The organism is Gordonia metallireducens (assembly GCF_021245825.1).
Taxonomy (GTDB): domain Bacteria; phylum Actinomycetota; class Actinomycetes; order Mycobacteriales; family Mycobacteriaceae; genus Gordonia; species Gordonia namibiensis.
Genome location: NZ_JAJQJP010000037.1, coordinates 47,190 through 65,120, shown reverse-complemented (window position 1 = coordinate 65,120; position 17,931 = coordinate 47,190). Strand labels below are relative to the sequence as shown.

Annotated in this window: 16 protein-coding genes; 10 read left to right on the top strand and 6 right to left on the bottom strand. The window is 67.3% G+C overall.

Translation table 11 applies throughout. The features are described from left to right. Positions 1-9: 9 nt before the first annotated feature. Both sdhA and LQD00_RS15620 read left to right on the top strand, forming a co-directional pair. A complete protein-coding gene (sdhA, locus tag LQD00_RS15625) occupies positions 10-1,764 on the top strand; it encodes a succinate dehydrogenase flavoprotein subunit (RefSeq protein WP_040535570.1) in 1,755 nt (584 codons plus the stop codon). Next, positions 1,764-2,552, top strand: coding sequence for a succinate dehydrogenase iron-sulfur subunit (locus tag LQD00_RS15620; protein ID WP_006865934.1), 789 nt, complete (start codon positions 1,764-1,766; stop codon positions 2,550-2,552). Before sdhA ends, LQD00_RS15620 begins: the two co-directional genes overlap by 1 nt. A 106-nt stretch (positions 2,553-2,658) precedes the next feature. Here LQD00_RS15620 and LQD00_RS15615 read toward each other — a convergent pair whose 3' ends face one another. Further along, positions 2,659-3,225, bottom strand: a complete 567-nt coding sequence (locus LQD00_RS15615; RefSeq protein ID WP_232718092.1) for a TetR/AcrR family transcriptional regulator — start codon at positions 3,223-3,225, stop codon at positions 2,659-2,661. Positions 3,226-3,398: 173 nt separating this feature from the next. Between LQD00_RS15615 and LQD00_RS15610 the strand changes: the two genes are divergently transcribed. The 5 genes from LQD00_RS15610 (at position 3,399) to LQD00_RS15590 (ending at position 8,375) form a co-directional block, all read left to right on the top strand. Then, a complete protein-coding gene (locus tag LQD00_RS15610; protein WP_232718091.1) occupies positions 3,399-4,562 on the top strand; it encodes a cytochrome P450 in 1,164 nt (387 codons plus the stop codon). Between the two features lie 67 nt (positions 4,563-4,629). After that, complete coding sequence (locus tag LQD00_RS15605; RefSeq protein ID WP_232718090.1) at positions 4,630-5,052, top strand: hypothetical protein; 423 nt, start codon at positions 4,630-4,632, stop codon at positions 5,050-5,052. Positions 5,053-5,135: 83 nt separating this feature from the next. Further along, the gene (locus LQD00_RS15600) at positions 5,136-6,674 is read left to right on the top strand and encodes an APC family permease (protein ID WP_232718089.1); all 1,539 of its coding nucleotides are present in this window, start codon (positions 5,136-5,138) and stop codon (positions 6,672-6,674) included. After that, positions 6,664-7,593, top strand: a complete 930-nt coding sequence (locus LQD00_RS15595; protein ID WP_232718088.1) for a universal stress protein — start codon at positions 6,664-6,666, stop codon at positions 7,591-7,593. Before LQD00_RS15600 ends, LQD00_RS15595 begins: the two co-directional genes overlap by 11 nt. 35 nt (positions 7,594-7,628) lie before the next feature. Beyond that, positions 7,629-8,375, top strand: coding sequence for a type 1 glutamine amidotransferase (locus LQD00_RS15590; RefSeq protein ID WP_232718087.1), 747 nt, complete (start codon positions 7,629-7,631; stop codon positions 8,373-8,375). A 5-nt stretch (positions 8,376-8,380) separates the two neighbouring features. Here the strand turns inward: LQD00_RS15590 and LQD00_RS15585 are convergent, their stop codons facing one another. Both LQD00_RS15585 and LQD00_RS15580 read right to left on the bottom strand, forming a co-directional pair. Further along, positions 8,381-9,811 (bottom strand): NAD(P)/FAD-dependent oxidoreductase, encoded by a 1,431-nt coding sequence (locus tag LQD00_RS15585; RefSeq protein WP_232718086.1) that lies wholly within the window; start codon positions 9,809-9,811, stop codon positions 8,381-8,383. Then, a complete protein-coding gene (locus tag LQD00_RS15580; RefSeq protein ID WP_232718085.1) occupies positions 9,808-11,307 on the bottom strand; it encodes a gamma-aminobutyraldehyde dehydrogenase in 1,500 nt (499 codons plus the stop codon). The genes LQD00_RS15585 and LQD00_RS15580 overlap by 4 nt, the downstream gene beginning before the upstream one ends. Positions 11,308-11,417: 110 nt before the next feature. Between LQD00_RS15580 and LQD00_RS15575 the strand changes: the two genes are divergently transcribed. The 3 genes from LQD00_RS15575 to LQD00_RS15565 all read left to right on the top strand — a co-directional run bounded on the left by LQD00_RS15575 (position 11,418) and on the right by LQD00_RS15565 (position 14,671). Further along, positions 11,418-11,882, top strand: coding sequence for an Lrp/AsnC family transcriptional regulator (locus LQD00_RS15575; RefSeq protein ID WP_232718084.1), 465 nt, complete (start codon positions 11,418-11,420; stop codon positions 11,880-11,882). A gap of 16 nt (positions 11,883-11,898) precedes the next feature. Further along, entirely contained in the window at positions 11,899-13,290 is a 1,392-nt protein-coding gene (locus tag LQD00_RS15570; RefSeq protein ID WP_232718083.1) for an aspartate aminotransferase family protein, read from the top strand. Positions 13,291-13,366: 76 nt separating this feature from the next. After that, entirely contained in the window at positions 13,367-14,671 is a 1,305-nt protein-coding gene (locus tag LQD00_RS15565) for a D-alanyl-D-alanine carboxypeptidase family protein (protein ID WP_232718082.1), read from the top strand. Between the two features lie 90 nt (positions 14,672-14,761). Here LQD00_RS15565 and yhjD read toward each other — a convergent pair whose 3' ends face one another. The 3 genes from yhjD to LQD00_RS15550 are packed head-to-tail and all read right to left on the bottom strand — an operon-like array spanning position 14,762 to position 17,794. Further along, a complete protein-coding gene (gene yhjD, locus LQD00_RS15560; RefSeq protein WP_232718081.1) occupies positions 14,762-15,826 on the bottom strand; it encodes an inner membrane protein YhjD in 1,065 nt (354 codons plus the stop codon). A 48-nt stretch (positions 15,827-15,874) separates the two neighbouring features. Continuing rightward, positions 15,875-16,909, bottom strand: coding sequence for a tryptophan--tRNA ligase (gene trpS / locus LQD00_RS15555; protein ID WP_232718080.1), 1,035 nt, complete (start codon positions 16,907-16,909; stop codon positions 15,875-15,877). A gap of 48 nt (positions 16,910-16,957) precedes the next feature. After that, positions 16,958-17,794, bottom strand: a complete 837-nt coding sequence (locus LQD00_RS15550) for an exodeoxyribonuclease III (RefSeq protein WP_232718079.1) — start codon at positions 17,792-17,794, stop codon at positions 16,958-16,960. Positions 17,795-17,931: the final 137 nt, after the last annotated feature.

Genomic DNA, 17,931 nt, shown 5'->3' with positions numbered 1-17,931 from the left:
ACCATCAACATGCAGGAACACCGCTATGACGTCGTCATCGTGGGCGCCGGCGGCGCCGGGATGCGCGCGGCGATCGAAGCCGCACCGCGTGCCCGCACCGCGGTTCTGACCAAGCTCTACCCCACCCGTAGCCACACCGGCGCGGCCCAGGGCGGCATGTGCGCCGCACTGGCCAACGTCGAAGAGGACAACTGGGAGTGGCACACCTTCGACACCGTCAAGGGTGGTGACTACCTCGCCGATCAGGACGCCGTCGAGATCATGGCCAAGGAGGCCATCGACGCGGTGCTCGATCTGGAGAAGATGGGTCTCCCGTTCAACCGGACGCCCGAGGGCAAGATCGACCAGCGCCGTTTCGGCGGGCACACCCGCGACCACGGCAAGTCGCCCGTGCGCCGCGCCTGCTACGCCGCCGACCGCACCGGTCACATGATCCTGCAGACCCTGTACCAGAACTGCGTCAAGCACGACGTCGAGTTCTTCAACGAGTTCTACGCACTCGACATCTGCCTCACCGAGAACGAGGACGGCGAGCAGGTCGCCACCGGCGTCGTCGCCTACGAGCTCGCGACCGGCGAGATCCACGTCTTCCACGCCAAGTCGATCGTCTTCGCGACCGGCGGCTCGGGCCGTATGTACAAGACGACGTCCAACGCCCACACCCTCACCGGTGACGGCATGGGCATCGTCTTCCGCAAGGGCCTGCCGCTCGAGGACATGGAGTTCCACCAGTTCCATCCGACGGGCCTCGCGGGTCTCGGCATCCTCATCTCGGAGGCCGTCCGCGGTGAGGGCGGCATCCTGCGCAACGCCGACGGCGAGCGCTTCATGGAGCGCTACGCCCCCACCATCAAGGACCTTGCGCCCCGCGACATCGTCGCCCGCTCCATGGTTCTCGAGGTGCTCGAGGGCCGCGGCGCCGGACCGAACAAGGACTACGTCTACATCGACGTGACCCACCTCGGCGAGGACGTCCTCAACGAGAAGCTGCCGGACATCACCGAGTTCGCCCGCACCTACCTCGGCGTCGACCCGGTCACCGAGTACGTGCCGGTGTTCCCGACGTGCCACTACGTCATGGGTGGCATCCCGACCAACATCAACGGTCAGGTGCTGCGCAACAACGACGAGGTCGTCCACGGTCTGTACGCAGCCGGTGAGTGTGCCTGTGTGTCCGTTCACGGCGCCAATCGCCTCGGCACCAACTCGCTGCTCGACATCAACGTCTTCGGACGCCGCGCCGGCATCGCCGCCGCCGAGTACGCGAACAACGCCGACTTCGCCGAACTGCCCGAGCAGCCGACCGAGATGGTCGACGGCTGGCTGGAGCTGCTCCTGTCGGAGCACGGTCACGAGCGCGTCGCCGACATCCGCACCGAGCTCCAGGCGTCGATGGACGCCAACGCATCGGTGTTCCGGACCGAGGAGACCCTCAAGCAGGCCCTCACCGACATCCATGCACTCAAGGAGCGCTACGCCCACATCAAGGTCCACGACAAGGGCAAGCGTTTCAACAGCGACCTCCTCGAGGCCATCGAGCTGGGCTTCCTGCTCGAGATGGCCGAGGTCACCGTGGTCGGTGCACTCAACCGCAAGGAATCGCGTGGCGGCCATGCCCGCGAGGACTACCCCGATCGCGACGACGTGAACTACATGCGTCACACCATGGCCTACAAGAAGGGCACCGACCTTCTCTCGGACATCGAGCTGGACTACAAGCCCGTGGTGCAGACCCGTTACGAGCCGATGGAGCGTAAGTACTGATGACATCTGTTCTGGACAAGCCCGCACCCTCCTCCGACGAGCCGCCGCTGCCCCCGGTGCCCGACGAGGCCACCATGGTCACGTTGAAGATCTTCCGGTTCAACCCGGAGAATCCCGACGCCCAGGGCTTCGAGAGCTTCCGCGTCCCGGCGCTGCCGACCGACCGTCTGCTCAACCTGCTGCTGTACGTGAAGGGCTACCTCGACGGCACCCTGACGTTCCGCCGCAGTTGCGCCCACGGCGTGTGCGGTTCCGACGCCATGCGCATCAACGGCGTCAACCGCCTGGCCTGCAAGCTCCTCATGAAGGACATGCTCCCCAAGGACAAGTCCAAGGAGATCACCATCACCGTCGAGCCGATCCGCGGCCTGCCGGTGGAGAAGGATCTCGTCGTGAACATGGAGCCGTTCTTCGACGCGTACCGCGCGATCAAGCCGTTCCTGATCACCTCGGGCAACGAGCCGACCCGTGAGCGCATCCAGAGCCAGAGCGACCGCGCCCGCTTCGACGACACCACCAAGTGCATCCTCTGTGCCTGCTGCACCACGAGCTGCCCGGTGTTCTGGACCGAGGGTTCGTACTTCGGCCCGGCCGCGATCGTCAACGCGCACCGCTTCATCTTCGACAGCCGTGACGAGGGCGCCGTCGAGCGTCTCGACATCCTCAACGACGTCGACGGTGTGTGGCGCTGCCGCACGACCTTCAACTGCACCGACGCATGCCCCCGCGGCATCCAGGTGACGCAGGCGATCTCGGAGGTCAAGCGCGCACTCATGTTCTCGCGCTAGACGTTTCAGCTTTCTCTGCAGCCCGGCAACGGCCCGCACCGACTTCGGTGCGGGCCGTTGCTCATTCGCACATGTAGCGGATCGTGCTGCCGGTCGACACGAACCGCTACGTCTGGCGGACGTCCGATGCCTCGCCCCGGAAGATCCCCGCGATGATCGAGTCCACGAGCGCCGCCTCTTCCTCGGGGGTCGCCGGCCAGAGCAGCATGGTCAGCACCGACCGGATCGCGAACCGGGCGGCGACGGTGTCGTCGGGGTCGATGCCGATGAGTTCTGCGGCCACATCGAGCACGGTCGGCGAGGCGAGCACGGTCGGCGTCGTCGCGATGAGGCTTGCCGGCCGGAGGAACTGTCGTATCACCCGGTCTGCGCGCAGGGCGCCGACCGCCGCGGTGATCGCGATCCGGGCGCGCTCCTCCCCCGCCGTGCCGGCCGCTTCCGCGCGGATCGATTCGAGGACCGGGGCGGCGGTCGTCGACAACACCGCCTCGATCAACTGGGCACGGCCACCGGCGTGACGGTAGATCGTCGCCCGGGAGCAGTGGGCTCGAGCGGCCAGTTCGTCGATGCTGAACGCATCGAGTCCACGCGAGGCGATCAGTGTCGCGGCCTGCGACACGAGCCTCCTTCGCGCCGCATCGCCGCGATCGCCACCCACGAGCCAGTCAGCCATGCACGCCCCTCCGTCGTCGAATCTCATCATGAGACAAGGAACAGCTGGCTGGGTGCGTTTTCAGGCAGGTCAAGAAGGGTTCGTGAGACATCGAATCCCGGCGCCACGATCTCCCCGTGTCGACTTCGGCGAGAACCGTTGTCCCCGCCGCGCCCGTCGGAGACGCTGGGTGCATGCTCGCACTCGACGACCCCGCCTTCCTCTCGCGTTTCCACACCGGGTCCCCGGTGCAGCAGGTCGGCGACTCCCCGTTCTTCGCCGTTGGTTCCTGGGAGCTCATCGCCGAGGTGGTGCGACGACCCGGGGACTTCTCGTCGAACCTGACCGCCACGATGGTCTGCCACGACGACGGGTCGGTGTCGGAGTTCCCGGTCGCCGGACTCGGCGATGCGATGCACGTCCTGGCCACCGCCGACGGCCCGCGCCACCGCCTCCACCGGTCGCTGGTCATGCCGTCGCTGACACCTGCTCGCATCCGGGCCCTGGAGCCCTTCGTCGCCGAGGTCGTGGACGCCGCCTGGTCCGAGGGACTCGACGGCGACGCAATCGACTGGACAACAGCTGTGGCACAACGTGTCCCGATCACCGTGGTCACCGAGCTGCTCGGCCTGCCACACGGGGACATCGACGATCTCGCCCGCTGGGCCGGTGCGACCAACGTGCTGATCGACGGCGTCATCACCCCCGGCCAACTCACCACCGCGATCACGGCGGTCGCCCAACTCACCGCCTACCTCGGCGACCGACTGGACTCGGCACTACGCAACGACAGGGCCGGCACGCCAGAACGAGGGGTGCTCGACGACATCGCGTCGGCCGTGGCCCGCAACGACCTGGACCACCCGGCGGCGGTGATGATTCTCCTGCAACTCGTCGCGGCGGGGTCCGACTCCACCGTCAGCCTGCTGACCGATGCGGTCCGGCTTCTTGCGCAACACCCCGAGGTCGCCGCACGGTTACGTCGCGACCCCGACCTCATCCCAGCATTCGTCGAGGAGGCCCTGCGCCTGGAATCACCGTTCCGCGGCCACTTCCGGCACGTCGTCGCCGACACCACACTCGGCGACTCCCACCTCCCCGCCGGCTCCCACATCTTTCTCATGTGGCGCGTGGCCAACCGCGACCCCGAGCACTTCGACGCCGCGCCGACCGTCGACCTCGACCGCGCCGCTGCCCGGTCCGGGCACGGCTCACACCTGGCGTTCGGCAAGGGCCTACATCTCTGCGTGGGAGCCGGCCTGGCCCGCCTGCAGGGTCGTCTGGCGATCACCCGGTTGCTCGATGCCACAACGGATTTCCGCCAGACCACGACCCGGGAGCTGACGCTCGTCCGGTGATCGGGAACCGCACGGCGCCCGTTTGCGTCCAAGAAGGACCCAGCCAAGCCCGCCGAACGGAGTCTTCGTGGTCCGAGTCCTGTACGTCCGCCTACTGCTCACCCTCCTGACCAGCACCGCCCTGTGTCTGGCGGTGTTCTCCCCCGCCACTGCGGCACCGGCGCCCGGCGTCGACCCTGACCACGAGGCCCAACCGGTCACGATCACCCTCACCTCCGACCGGCAACACAACGGCGCCGCCGTGTGGTTCGACGCCGCCGGCCGACTCCGCACCCAGACCGACGTCCCGCTCACCCATCAGGACGGCCACACGAAGCTGTGGTCGGCATCGCTGGTGTACACAAGACATTCGCCGGACAAACCACTCGACGCGCTATTCCAGTCCGGCGGAGGCTTTTCCAGATGTCAGATCTGGGTCGAGTCCAAACTCGTCGCCGAGGACACCGCTCGTGGACACGAACCGACGAGCAGGTGCCGAGCACGCAATTGAGCCAGGTTTCGAACTTACAGGGAGGAATCGGAAGCAGAATCGTACTCTGTCTCTCGTCGTGATCATGTGAGCGGAGAACCACCATGGCGGAGCGCATCGAGACCGGAGCGGTCGGAGACAGCGGCAAGGCCCGCGTCGTTGATGATCCCGGCAACAAGGGCCTGCGTCTCGGTTCGATCGGGCTGATGGGCAACGTCATCATCGGCTTGTCCGCCGTCGCACCGGCTTACAGCCTCGCTGCCACTCTCGGTTTCGTGGTCGACAGCGTCGGCGCAAAGGCCCCGGCGATGTTCGTCCTCGCCTTCATTCCGATGTTGCTCGTGGCCTTCGCCTATCGCGAACTGTCCCGCGACACCCCGGACTGCGGCACGACATTCACTTGGGGCACAAAGGCTTTCGGACCGTGGATCGGCTGGATTGGCGGGTGGGGCCTGACCGTGTCCGCGATCATCGTGCTCGCCAACGTTTCCGAGATCGCCGCGCTGTACCTGTTCAAGTTCCTCGGCCTCCACGGCCTGGCCGACAGTCTGCTGGCGAAGATCCTGCTCGGCAGTTTCTTCATCATCGCCATGACCTGGATCAGCATCCGCGGAATCGTCATCAGCGAACGCATGCAGGCGATCCTGATGTTCATCCAGTTCGCCGTGCTCATCATCGCGAGCGTGATCGCGCTGGTGAAGGTCGGCACCGGCCGGGCCGGCGACCAGGCGATCACACCGGAGTGGTCCTGGTTGTGGCCCAGTGGTCTCGACCAGTCTCAGATCGCTGCGGCGGTCATCCTGTGCATCTTCATCTACTGGGGCTGGGATGCGTGCCTGGCGATCAGCGAGGAGACCAAGGACCCCGACAAGACCCCGGGCCGAGCCGCCCTCCTCACGTGCGTGATCCTGGTCGCCACCTACGTGTTGGTCGCCTACGCGATCCAGTCGTTCGCCGGGTTCGGCGACACCGGGATCGGACTGGGGAACGACGCGAACGACGAGGACGTCCTGACGATCCTGGGCGAGCCGGTGGCCGGCGCGATCATGTCGTCGGCACTGCTGCTGACGGTCTGCGTCTCCGCGCTGTCCTCGACCCAGTCCACGATCCTGCCCACCGCACGCGGCAGCCTGTCGATGGCCGTCTACAAGGCACTGCCCGAGAAGTTCGCCTCGATCCACCCGCGCTACATGACCCCCGCCTTCGGCACCGGCGTCATGGGTGCCGCGGCCCTCACCTTCTACCTGGTCCTGTCCCTGCTCAGCCAGGACACCCTCGCCGACTCCATCTCCTCCCTCGGACTGGCGGTCGCCTTCTACTACGGGATCACCGCCTTCGCCTGCGTCTGGTACTTCCGTTCGACCCTGTTCGCCTCCGCACGGAACTTCTTCCTGCGCGGCCTCTTCCCGTTCCTCGGCGGCATCGCCATGGCGGCGGCATTCATCCGCTCGGCGATCGACATGATCTCGCCGGACTACGGCGCCACCTCGGTCGGCGGGATCGGTGGCGTCTTCGTCCTCGGAGTGGGCATGCTGGTTCTCGGAATCCCCCTGATGCTCGCCTGTTTCGCCCACAACAGCGACTTCTTCCGGGGCAAGACACTGACCGCGACCACCGAGGTGAAGGTTCCCGATGTCTACTGAGACCGCCGCAACCCGCCCTGACGCAGAGACGCCCATCGACCCGACCGACGACCCGGGCACTCCCCGGCTCACCGTCGGATACCTCGCGACCCCCTCGGGCGCCGACGGGGTCGTCCTCGCCGTGGCGCTCGCCCGGGTCACCGGCGCGGCCATCGACCTGGTGTGCGTGGTTCGCCCGACGCCCTACGACGGCCAGCCCGGACTCGCCCAGTATCAACAGCGCATCGAGGCGCAGGCCGCCGACTGGCTCCGCGAGGGCGCCGAGCTGATCCCCCCCGGCTTCTCCTATCGCACCGTCGTCACGGTCAACGAGTCCTTTGCCGACGGGCTCGCCTCCCACGCGGTCGACACCGCGGCCAAGATGATCGTCGTCGGCGGCACGGGCGACGGGTTGCTGAGTCGCCACACGCTCGGCACCGTCAGCAACGAACTCGTCCACTCCTCACCTGTTCCGGTCGCATTGGCACCGCGCGGATATGCGGATCGGGTGGACGCGGTCCTCGACATGGTGACCGTCGCCGTCCCGGTCAGACCCGGCGAAGACAATCCGCTCCCGTTCGCCGAGAAACTCGCCGAACGCGCCAAGCTCGACCTCCGACTGCTCTCCCTGGTCTCCCTCGAATCGCCCTTCGACGACGACTCGTCGAGAGACGTGCGCGCCGCCCAGATCGCCGTCGCGCGTGAACTCCTCGAGAAGACCCGCTCCGAGATGAATCCCGAACTCGAGGTCGACGTCCTCGTCGCCGACGGCACGACGCTCGACGAGGCGCTGGCCAATCTCCCCTGGGACGCCAACGACATCGTCGCCATCGGCTCCGGTCACCTCGGATCACCCAACCGGGTCTTCCTCGGCAGCACCGCCTCTCGTATCCTCCGGTGGACCACAGCACCGGTTATCGTGGTCCCCAAGAGCGGCTGACCGAACCCGCACCGACCACGGAGACCGACACCGACTTGACCGACCAACGTGCGCGAGTGCTCGAGATCCGCCATGCCGACTCCGAGCCTCCGGGTTTCTACGGCCCACCGCTGACCGACCTCGCGGACGTCACCACCTTGCGGATCTGGCGCGAGCCGGTGCCCACTGACCTGACCGGGTTCGACGCCGTAGTGACCCTCGGCGGCGCCATGGGACTCGGTGATGCCCAACGGATCCCGTGGATAGCCGACGAGATCTCGCTCCTGCGCCGGGCGCTCGACCTGGACATCCCGATCTGGGGCGTATGTCTCGGCGCCCAGATGCTGGCCGCCGCGCTGGACGCCGACGTGTACACGGCCTCCTCACCGGAGGTCGGCATCCACACCGTCACATTGAACGATGCGGGCGCCGCCGATCCGGTCTGGGGCACCGCGCGCGACGACACGTCCGGAACGGTGCCGCCGGAATTCGACGTCGTGCAATGGCATTTCGACACATTCACACTCCCGCCGGGGGCCACGCTGCTGGCGTCGTCGTCGACATGTGTCAATCAGTTGTACCGCCACGGGAAGTCGTACGGCGTGCAGTTCCACCTCGAGGCCGGCGGTGAGCTCGTCGGCGAATGGCTCGACTCCACCGAGTCACGATCGCTGATCACCGAGACCATCGGCGCCGAGGCCACCGATCGTTTCCCCGGCGACGCCGCAGCCACCGAACCCGTCACCATCCCGCTCGCGCGCACCGTGCTGACCCGGTGGCTGACCGGAGTGGTCCGCGGCTGACGGCATCAGCTGTCGAATCCCAGTCCGATCCGGTCCAGCAGCGTGAGCCATGCGCCGCGGCGACCGTTGCGACGTTCGCTGCGCGCCATCTGATGTCGGGTGAGAGTGATTCCCGCCCAGCGGATCGGTTCCGGCGGGAACGGTAAAGGCTTGCGGCGCACCATCTCCAGGGCGGTGCGTTCGGTCCGTAGACCGTCGACGAGGTCGAGTGCGGTGGCAGCCGCGAAATGCGAAGCGCCGACGCCGAGTCCGGTGAAACCGACCGCCGTCACCACGCGCCCACCGTGGGAGGTGTCCCAGAAGGCGCAGAACCGCGAGCAGGTGTCGATCACCCCGCCCCAGGTGTGCGTCGCGGTGATCCCCTCGAGCTGCGGAAACATCTGCAGGAGATGCTCACCGAGCAGCGCCCATTCACCGGGCTGATGGGCGCGGCGGGGGTCGTCGTCGGACCCGAAGTGATACGGGGCATCCCAACCGCCGAACAGCATCCGGTTGTCGGCGGTGAGCCGAAAGTAGTGGAAGCGTGGACCACTGTCGGCGAGTCCCTCGCGCCCCGCCCAGCCCAGGGAGGCGAGCTGATCGTCCGACAACGGTTCGGTCATCAGCGCGTAGTCCCACACCGGAACCGTGTAGAGCCGTAGTCTACGGACCAAGGAACGGCTCGCCGACGTCGCGACGACGACCCGACCGGCGCGCACCTGACCGAAAGCCGTTCGGGCACAGACCTCGTCACCCGATGAACCCGTGGCGAGACCCAGAACCTCGGTGCTCTCGAAGATCCGCACGCCGAGCCGTTCGGCTGCTTCGGCGAGGCCGAACGCGAGTTTGGCGGGGTCGAGGATCGAGACATGCGGGTCGTAGAGGGCTCCGCGGACCATCGGGGAGTTGACGCGTTCCCGGGCCGCGGATGCGTCGAGCAGGACGAGATCCTCGCCGAGTGCCTGCCCGGCGGCCGCGGTCTCGGCGAGGTCGTCGAACTGCCAGTCGGTGGTCGCGAGATCGAGTTCGCCGGTGCGCTCGACGTCGGCGTCGATGCCCAGGTGGGTCAGGGTGTCGACGATGGCGTCGAGGGTCTCGCGACCCATGCGCAGCAGCGTCGGCATCTCGTCGGGGAACCGCTGCAGTCCGTTGCCGAGTCCATGTGTGAGGCTGGCCGCGCAGAAGCCTCCGTTGCGTCCGGAGGCATGTTCGGCGAGCCGGTCGCGTTCGACGAGCACGACCGATCGGGAGGGATTGCGTTCGGCGGCTTGCACGGCCGCCCACAGGCCGGTGAAGCCACCGCCGACCACCAGCAGATCGGCGGTGGTCTCGCCGACGAGTCGGGGCCGGGGTTCGGGACGCAGGTCGCGGTCGAGCCAGAAGGGGCGGGCCGCGGCCCGCGCGACCACCTCGACTCCCCGCTGGGTCGGCCGCGAGGCCCACGTCCGGTCGGTCACGCCGTCGGACCGCCGAGGGTGAAGATCGTTCGGTGCCATTCCTTTTCGGCGACGCCGTGGATGTCACTCATGACGTGCTTGATCAGCAGGTACTCGTCGAGCGAGTAGGTCGACATGTCCTTGCCGAAGCCGGAGGCACCGAATCCGCCGTGCGGCATCTCGCTGATGATCGGGATGTGGTCGTTGATCCAGACGCACCCGGCGTGAATCTCACGTGAAGCACGTTGCGCGCGATACACATCGCGCGTCCATGCCGACGCCGCGAGGCCGTACGGGGTGTCGTTGGCGCGACGGATCGCGTCGTCGTCATCGGTGAAACGACTGACCGCGAGCACCGGCCCGAACACCTCGTCGCGGTAGATCTCCGAGTCCTCGGCCACGTCGGCGACGAGCGTGGGCGGGTAGAAGGCGCCCGGACCGTCGGGGACGCCACCGCCGGTCACCACGCGCGCGCCGGCCGCCCGCGCACGGTCCACCATCCCGGCCACCTTGTCGCGGTGGCGCCGGGAGATGAGGGAGCCCAGATCCGTTGCCGGGTCGGTCGGATCGCCGATGACGACCCGCGACATGAGGTCCGCGACGCCGTCGACGAAGTCGTCGTAGAGCGCGGGCGCGACGATCGCGCGGGTGGCCGCGGTGCAGTCCTGACCGCCGTTGATGATCGAGCCCGCGACCGCACCGTGGATCGCGGCCTGCAGGTCGGCGTCGTCGAAGACGACGAACGGCGCCTTGCCGCCGAGTTCGAGCTGGATGCGGGCCCCGTTGGTGGCGGCCTGCGCCATCACCTGCCGGCCGACCGCGCTCGAGCCGGTGAAGGTCACCATGTCGACGTCGGGATGCCCGGCGAGATGGGCGCCGGCTTCCGGGCCGGTGCCGACGACGATGTTGAGGACACCGTCGGGCAGTCCGGCCTCGGTGGCGATGCGGGCCATCGTCAGCGTGGTCAGCGGCGTGATCTCGGCGGGTTTCAGCACCACCGCACAGCCGGCGGCGAGTGCCGGGATGACCTTCCACACTGCCATCTGCAGCGGATAGTTCCACGGCGTGATGGTGCCGACGACCCCGACGGGTTCCCGGCGGATCGAGGAGGTGTGGTCACCTGAGTATTCCCCGCTCGCCTTGCCCTCGAGATTCCGTGCGACTCCGGCGAAGAAGTCGACGTTGTCGATCGATCCGGGGATGTCGAACTCGGTCGCGAGCCGAACCGGTTTACCGGTGTGGGCGACCTCTTCGGCGATCAGCAGGTCGGACTCGGCGTCGAGCGCCCTGGCCAACGCGAGCAGGACTCCCGCCCGTTCGGCCGGGGTCGCACGACCCCAGGCGGGCTGCGCGGCGCGAGCACTGGCCACCGCGGTATCGACGTCACCGCGACCTGCGAGTTTCACGGTCGCGACCGGCTCATCCGTGGCAGGATTGATCACGATGTGATCGGCACCGGTCGAGTGATGGGGCTTTCCGTCGATCCAGCCGGACGGAATGCTGGTTGGAGAGGACATACCCCCAGATCCTACCGCCGCCGTTGCGGATTCACGTGTCGAAATCCGGTTTCGTTGCGGATTCAGTCGTCTGTGTTGCGGTCCACTGCGGAATCCGTCACGATCATGGGGTGGCTGACCCTGCATCCACACAGCTGGACGCAACTGCGAAGAAGATCATCGAACTCCTGCAGGCCGATGGTCGGAGTAGCTATGCCTCCATCGGCAAGGAAGTCGGTCTGTCCGAGGCCGCCGTCCGCAACCGGGTCCAGAAGCTCAGCGAGAGCGGACTCATGCAGATCGTCGCGGTCACCGATCCCCTCAAGCTCGGGTTCGCCCGACAGGCGATGATCGGAATCCGCTGTGTGGGTGACACCCAGGCTCTGGCGCAACACCTCGCCGAACACTCCGAGATCGACTACGTCCTGCTGACCGCGGGATCGTTCGACATCCTGATCGAGGTCGTCTGCGAGAACGACGACCATCTGCTGGAGATCCTGAACAAGAAGGTGCGCGTGCACCCGGAAGTCGTCGGCACCGAGACCCTCGTCTACCTCAAACTCGTCAAGCAGCAATACAACTGGGGAACCAGATGACCGACTGGAAGTCACGATGACACTGACCGCACCCTCGACACCACCCGATTCCGCCCGGTCGCTCGGCGAGCGCAGCGCGGCGCATCTCTGGGGACACTTCGCCCGGCACGGCGACGCCATCAGGCCGCCGGTGATCACCCGCGGCGAGGGTATGCGCATCTTCGACGATCAGGGACGCAGCTACCTCGACGCGCTCGCCGGACTCTTCGTCGTGCAGGTGGGTCACGGTCGCGAGGAACTGGCCGAGGCCGCCGCCAAACAGGCGAAGGATCTCGCCTTCTTCCCGTTGTGGTCGTACGCGACTCCCCCGGCCATCGAACTCGCCGAACGTCTCGCGGCCTATGCACCCGGCGACCTCAACCGCGTCTTCTTCACCACCGGTGGCGGCGAAGCCGTCGAGAGCGCCTGGAAGCTGGCCAAGCAGTACTTCAAGCTCGTCGGGAAACCCGGTAAGCACAAGGTGATCTCGCGTGCGGTCGCCTACCACGGCACACCGCAGGGCGCCCTCGCCATCACCGGCGTGCCGGCCCTCAAGGAGGCCTTCGAGCCGTTGACGCCCGGGGCGTTCCGCGTGCCGAACACCAACATCTACCGGGCGGCCGACGACATGTCCGCCGACCCGAAGAAGTTCGGCCGCTGGGCCGCCGACCGCATCGCCGAGGCGATCGAGTTCGAGGGCCCGGACACGGTGGCGGCGGTCTTCCTCGAGCCCGTCCAGAACGCCGGCGGGTGCTTCCCGCCGCCGCCCGGCTATTTCGAGCGGGTCCGCGAGATATGCGACGAGTACGACGTTCTCTTGGTCTCCGACGAGGTGATCTGCGCGTTCGGCCGCATCGGGTCGATGTTCGCCTGCGACGACTTCGGTTATGTCCCCGACATCATCACCTGCGCCAAGGGCATGACATCGGGCTACTCCCCGATCGGCGCGATGATCGCCAGCGACCGCCTGTTCGAACCGTTCCGCGACGGCACCACGACGTTCGCGCACGGTTACACCTTCGGTGGGCACCCGGTGTCGGCGGCAGTCGCGCTGGCCAACCTCGACATCTTCGAGCGCGAGGGCCTCAACGAGCACGTCAAGACCCAGGCACCGGCGTTCCGGGCGACCCTCGAGAAGCTCCACGACCTGCCGATCGTCGGCGACGTACGCGGCGAGGGGTACTTCTACGGGATCGAGCTCGTGAAGGACAAGGCCACCAAGGAGACGTTCACGGCGGCCGAGTCCGAGCGCATCCTGCGCGGATTCCTCTCCACCGCACTGTTCGACGCCGGGCTCTACTGCCGCGCCGACGACCGCGGCGACCCCGTCGTCCAGCTCGCCCCGCCGCTCATCGCGGGCCAGGCCGAGTTCGACGAGATCGAGCAGATCCTGCGGTCGGTACTGGGCCAGGCGTACTCGCTGCTGTAGTCCACGCGGCCGAACGTCGGACACGGCCGCTCCGCGAGTCCTGAGCCTGCCCGGTTCCGCTGGTAACGTGCGGTCGGTGACCTCGGGGTGGACTCGCCGGACCTCATCGGCGCTCGTCGCCGCCCTGCTCGGGCTGCTGCTGTGCGTGATCGCCGCAGGTCCGGCGGGCGTCGGACGAGCCGGGGCCGTTCCCGTCCCGACCGGTGCACCACCGGCCTTCACAACGCCCGTCACCGACCACTGTCCGCACAAGACCGGCACCCCGCCGGCCGTCGACGAGTCCGAGGTCGTCGCACCCGGCTCGACGACCCCGACCCCGCTGCCGGTCCCCACTCCGGCGATCGGGGGCGAGGACCTCGGGTACTGCGGCGTCGTCGCCGATCCCGCCGCGGGTCCGGTTCCCCCTCGGCTCACCTCGGCCGGGTGGCTGATCGCCGACCTCGACTCGGGCAACGTCATCGCGGCCAAGGATCCGCACGGGCGGTACCGGCCGGCGTCGACGATCAAGGTGCTGCTCGCGCTCATCGTGCTCGACGAACTCGATCTCGACGCGACGGTCGTCCCGACGACAGAGGACTGGGGCACCGAGGGCGACTCCTGCGGGATGGGGCCAGGCGGTCGCTACACCGTCCGCGACCTGCTGACCGGCCTTCTCATGGTGTCGGGCAACGACTGCGCCAACGCTCTCGCGCGCGAACTCGGCGGTGTGGAGACCACGCTGGAGAAGATGAACGAACGCGCCCGCGAGCTGGGTGCCGCCGACACCCGCGCGGCCAGTCCGTCGGGTCTCGACGCCGCCGGGATGTCCTCCTCGTCGTACGATCTCGCCTTGATCTACCGGGAAGCCATGGCGCAGGAGACCTTCCGGGAGTTGATCGCCAAGCCCACCTTCCGGTTCCCCGGGTATCCCCGCCGACCCGATGTGCCCGGCGACAAGGACCATCCGGCGTACGACATGTACAGCAGCAACCGCCTTTTGGTGGACGGTTATCCGGGCATGCTCGGCGGCAAGACCGGATACACCGACGACGCCCGCAAGACCTACGTCGGCGCAGCCGAGCGCGACGGACGTCGCATACTCGTCGTCCAGATGTACGGACTGTCGGTCGAGGGCGACATGTACTGGGACCAGGCGCGGGAGATGTTCGAGTACGGTTTCCGAGCCGACCCGAACATCTCGGTTGGACGCCTTGTCGAATCATCCGGGGAGGCAGTCGAAACCACCGCACCGCGCGCCGCGTCGTCGGTGGACTCACACCTCGCCAGCACCGGTTCCGACGCCGCCTCCCCCATCTCGGTCCGCATCCTCATCGGACTCCTCGCAGCCCTCGCCGCCGTGGTCCTGTTGCTGGTGGGATTGAGGCTCTTCGGGCGTAGGTGACGGATCAGACCCGTTCCCGCTCGTCCATTTCCTTCCCGCTGATTAGGCTCGATCAGCGGGAAGGAAATGGACGAGCGGGAACTTCGTCGGTCAGCGCGCTCGACTCGACAACCATCCGATCAGCACGCTGATCCCCGCACCGACGCCCGCGGCGGCTGCGAGTGCCGCGGGCCGTGGCGTCGGGTTGACCTCGACGGTCGGTGAGATGACCACGGGCCGATGCAGTTCCGCGTCCGGGTCCTCCTCGACCTGGAACTCGGCGTTCGCCGGATCGGTTGCGCACCAAGCGGCTGCGTAGAGCACGATGCGCGATGCGAGGTAGGCGAACACCATGACGCCGAGGATCGGACCGAACGCCACGCCCGCCGGGCTGCTCAGCACCGACTGGAGGTAGAGGCCGCCGACCGTCTTGACGATCTCGAATGCGACCGCGGTGATCAGACCGGCCTTGAGGGTGTTGCGGAAGGGCAACTGCACCAACGGGAGTCGGGCCATGATGAAGGTGAACAACGCCCAGGTGGCGAGGATCGACACGGCGATCGACACCGCGCGGACGAGGATCGGCGCCCACGACGCGTCATCGAGAGCCACCCACCCCAGGACCGTCTGCGTGAGACCCGAGTTGCCCAGCGCGGTGATCGCCATTGTCACGGCGAAGGCCACGCCGAGGCCGGCGAAAGTCACGAGGTCCCACACCTTCGACATGACCGCGTTGCGTTGAACGCGGCCGCCCCACATCTCGGTCATGCCGGCGCGGACGCCGGAGATCCAGCCGATGCCGGTGAACGCCGCACCGAGAAGACCGACGACACCGACCGTGGTGCGGGAATCGATGGCCGAGGTGATGATGTCGGAGACCTGGTCGCCCAGCTGCCCCGGCATCTTCTCCACGACGGCGTCCTGGATGGTCTGCAACATCTCCGGCTGCCGGGCCAGCACGAAGCCGGCGACCGCGAACGCGACCATGATGATCGGGACGAGCGCGAGGATGCCGTTGAAGCTGATGCTCGCGGCGTACAGGTTGCCTCGACGGTCGTTGTAGCGCTCGACGGTTCGGAGGAGGTGGTCGAGCCACGGCCAGCGTTCGCGCCGGTCCTCGTAGATCGACTTCGCCCGCGTTGCAAGCGACTTCCCCGAATCGACCACCGAACTCACCGCACGCCTCCTCGTCGTGTTGCCGAGGGCGCCGGACTCACGACCGTGTCAGCGCCTCGGTGACAGGAAACCCACCTTGTCATAGACCGACTCCAGCGTCGCCGAGGCCACCGACCGGGCGCGCTCCGCGCCACGCGCGAGGATCACGTCGAGCTGAGCGGGATCCTCCATGTACTCGGTGACGCGGCCGCGCAGCGGGGTGACGAACTCCGCGAGGATGTCGGCGGTCTCGACCTTCAGATCGCCGTACCCCTTGCCCTGGTACTTGTCGACGAGAACGTCCACCGGGGTACCGCTCAACGCCGACTGAATGGTCAGCAGGTTGCTGACACCGGGCTTGTTCTCCGGGTCGAAGCGGATCTCGGTCTCGGTGTCGGTCACCGCCGAACGTATCTTCTTGGCAGACTTCTTCGGCTCGTCGAGCAGATTGATGAGGCCCTTGTCGGTCTCGGCCGATTTGCTCATCTTCGCGGTCGGGTTCTGGAGGTCGTAGATCTTGGCGAACTCCTTGACGATGTACGCCTGGGGAACCTTGAGGACCTTGCCGAACCGCGAGTTGAACCGCTGCGCGAGATCGCGGGTGAGTTCGAGGTGCTGACGCTGGTCCTCACCCACCGGCACCTGATCCACCTGGAACGCGAGGATGTCCGCGGCCATCAGGATCGGATAGGTGAACAGGCCGACGCCGGCGGCGTCTACGCCCTGCTTGGCCGACTTGTCCTTGAACTGCGTCATCCGGCTCGCCTCACCGAAACCGGTGATGCACGACAGCACCCAGGTCAGCTCGGCGATCTCCGGGATGTGCGACTGGACATAGATCGTGGAGCGCTCGGGATCGACGCCGACGGCCAACAACTGCGCGACCGACAGCCGCGTGCGATCGGCGAGGGTCTTCGGATCGAACGACGCCGTGATGGCATGCATGTCCGGGATGAAGTAGAACGCCTCGAAATCGTCCTGCAGGGCCACCCACTGTCGAACCGCACCCAGATAGTTGCCGAGGTGGAAGGAATCGCTGGTGGGCTGGATTCCCGACAGCACGCGGGGGCGGGCGGCGCCGGATGCGGGTACGTCAGAACTCATTGGTCCATTTTCGCAGACCCGCAAAGCCCTTTTCCGCCGGTGCCCGCCTCACTCGTAGACGACGGTTACCGGCGCGTGATCGGACCAGCGCAGGTCGTATGCAGCCGCCCTATCGACCGTCGCCTTCACCGCACGTTCGGCGAGGGAGCGGTTGGTGAGCTGGTAGTCGATCCGCCAGCCGGAGTCGTTGTCGAAGGCCTTGCCGCGCCACGACCACCACGAGTACGGGCCGCTCTCGCCGGGATACAGCTCGCGGGTGACGTCGTGCCAGCCGGCTTCCAAGAGGCCACCCACCCACGCGCGCTCATGCGGCAGGAAGCCCGGGCTCTTCAGGTTGCCCTTCCAGTTCTTGATGTCCGCCTCGGCGTGGGCGATGTTCCAGTCGCCACCGACGACGACGTGGCTTCCGCTGCGGACGAGCCGGCCGAGGTGGGCGCCGAACTCGTCGAGGAACCGCACCTTCTCCTCGTACTTGGCGATGTCCTTCTCGGCGTCGGTGCGCGCCGCGCCCTTCGGCAGGTACAGACTGGCCGCGGTCACCGGCCCGAGGTCGGAGTCGAGGTCGACCTCGAGGTAGCGGCCGAGGTCGTCGAATTCCGCACTCCCGAAGCCGAACCGGACCGCGGCCGGCTCGGTGCGGGTCAGCACGCCGACACCGGCGTGCCCCTTGACCGACGACTCGCTCATCGTGAGATGCCAGCCGGCGTCGAGCGCAGGCGCCAGGGCGTCGCGGGCGAGACTCTCGCTCGCCCGCACCTCCTGCAGCAGTACGACGTCCAGCGACGAGTCCTCCAACCAGGGCAGAAAGCCGCGGTTGGTCTCGGAACGATGCTTGACCGCCGCGCGGATTCCGTTGACGTTGACCGTGGAGATGGAGAGTGGCACGGGGCCACATCCTACGGATGCGGTCCGACACGCCGACGCCCGCTGCACTGCTTCGAAGACGGCTACACAACGTCTCGGAATGAGACGAAAAAGAGGTAAGGCAACCCTTGCGCACCCCGGAAGAGGTATGTAAGCAT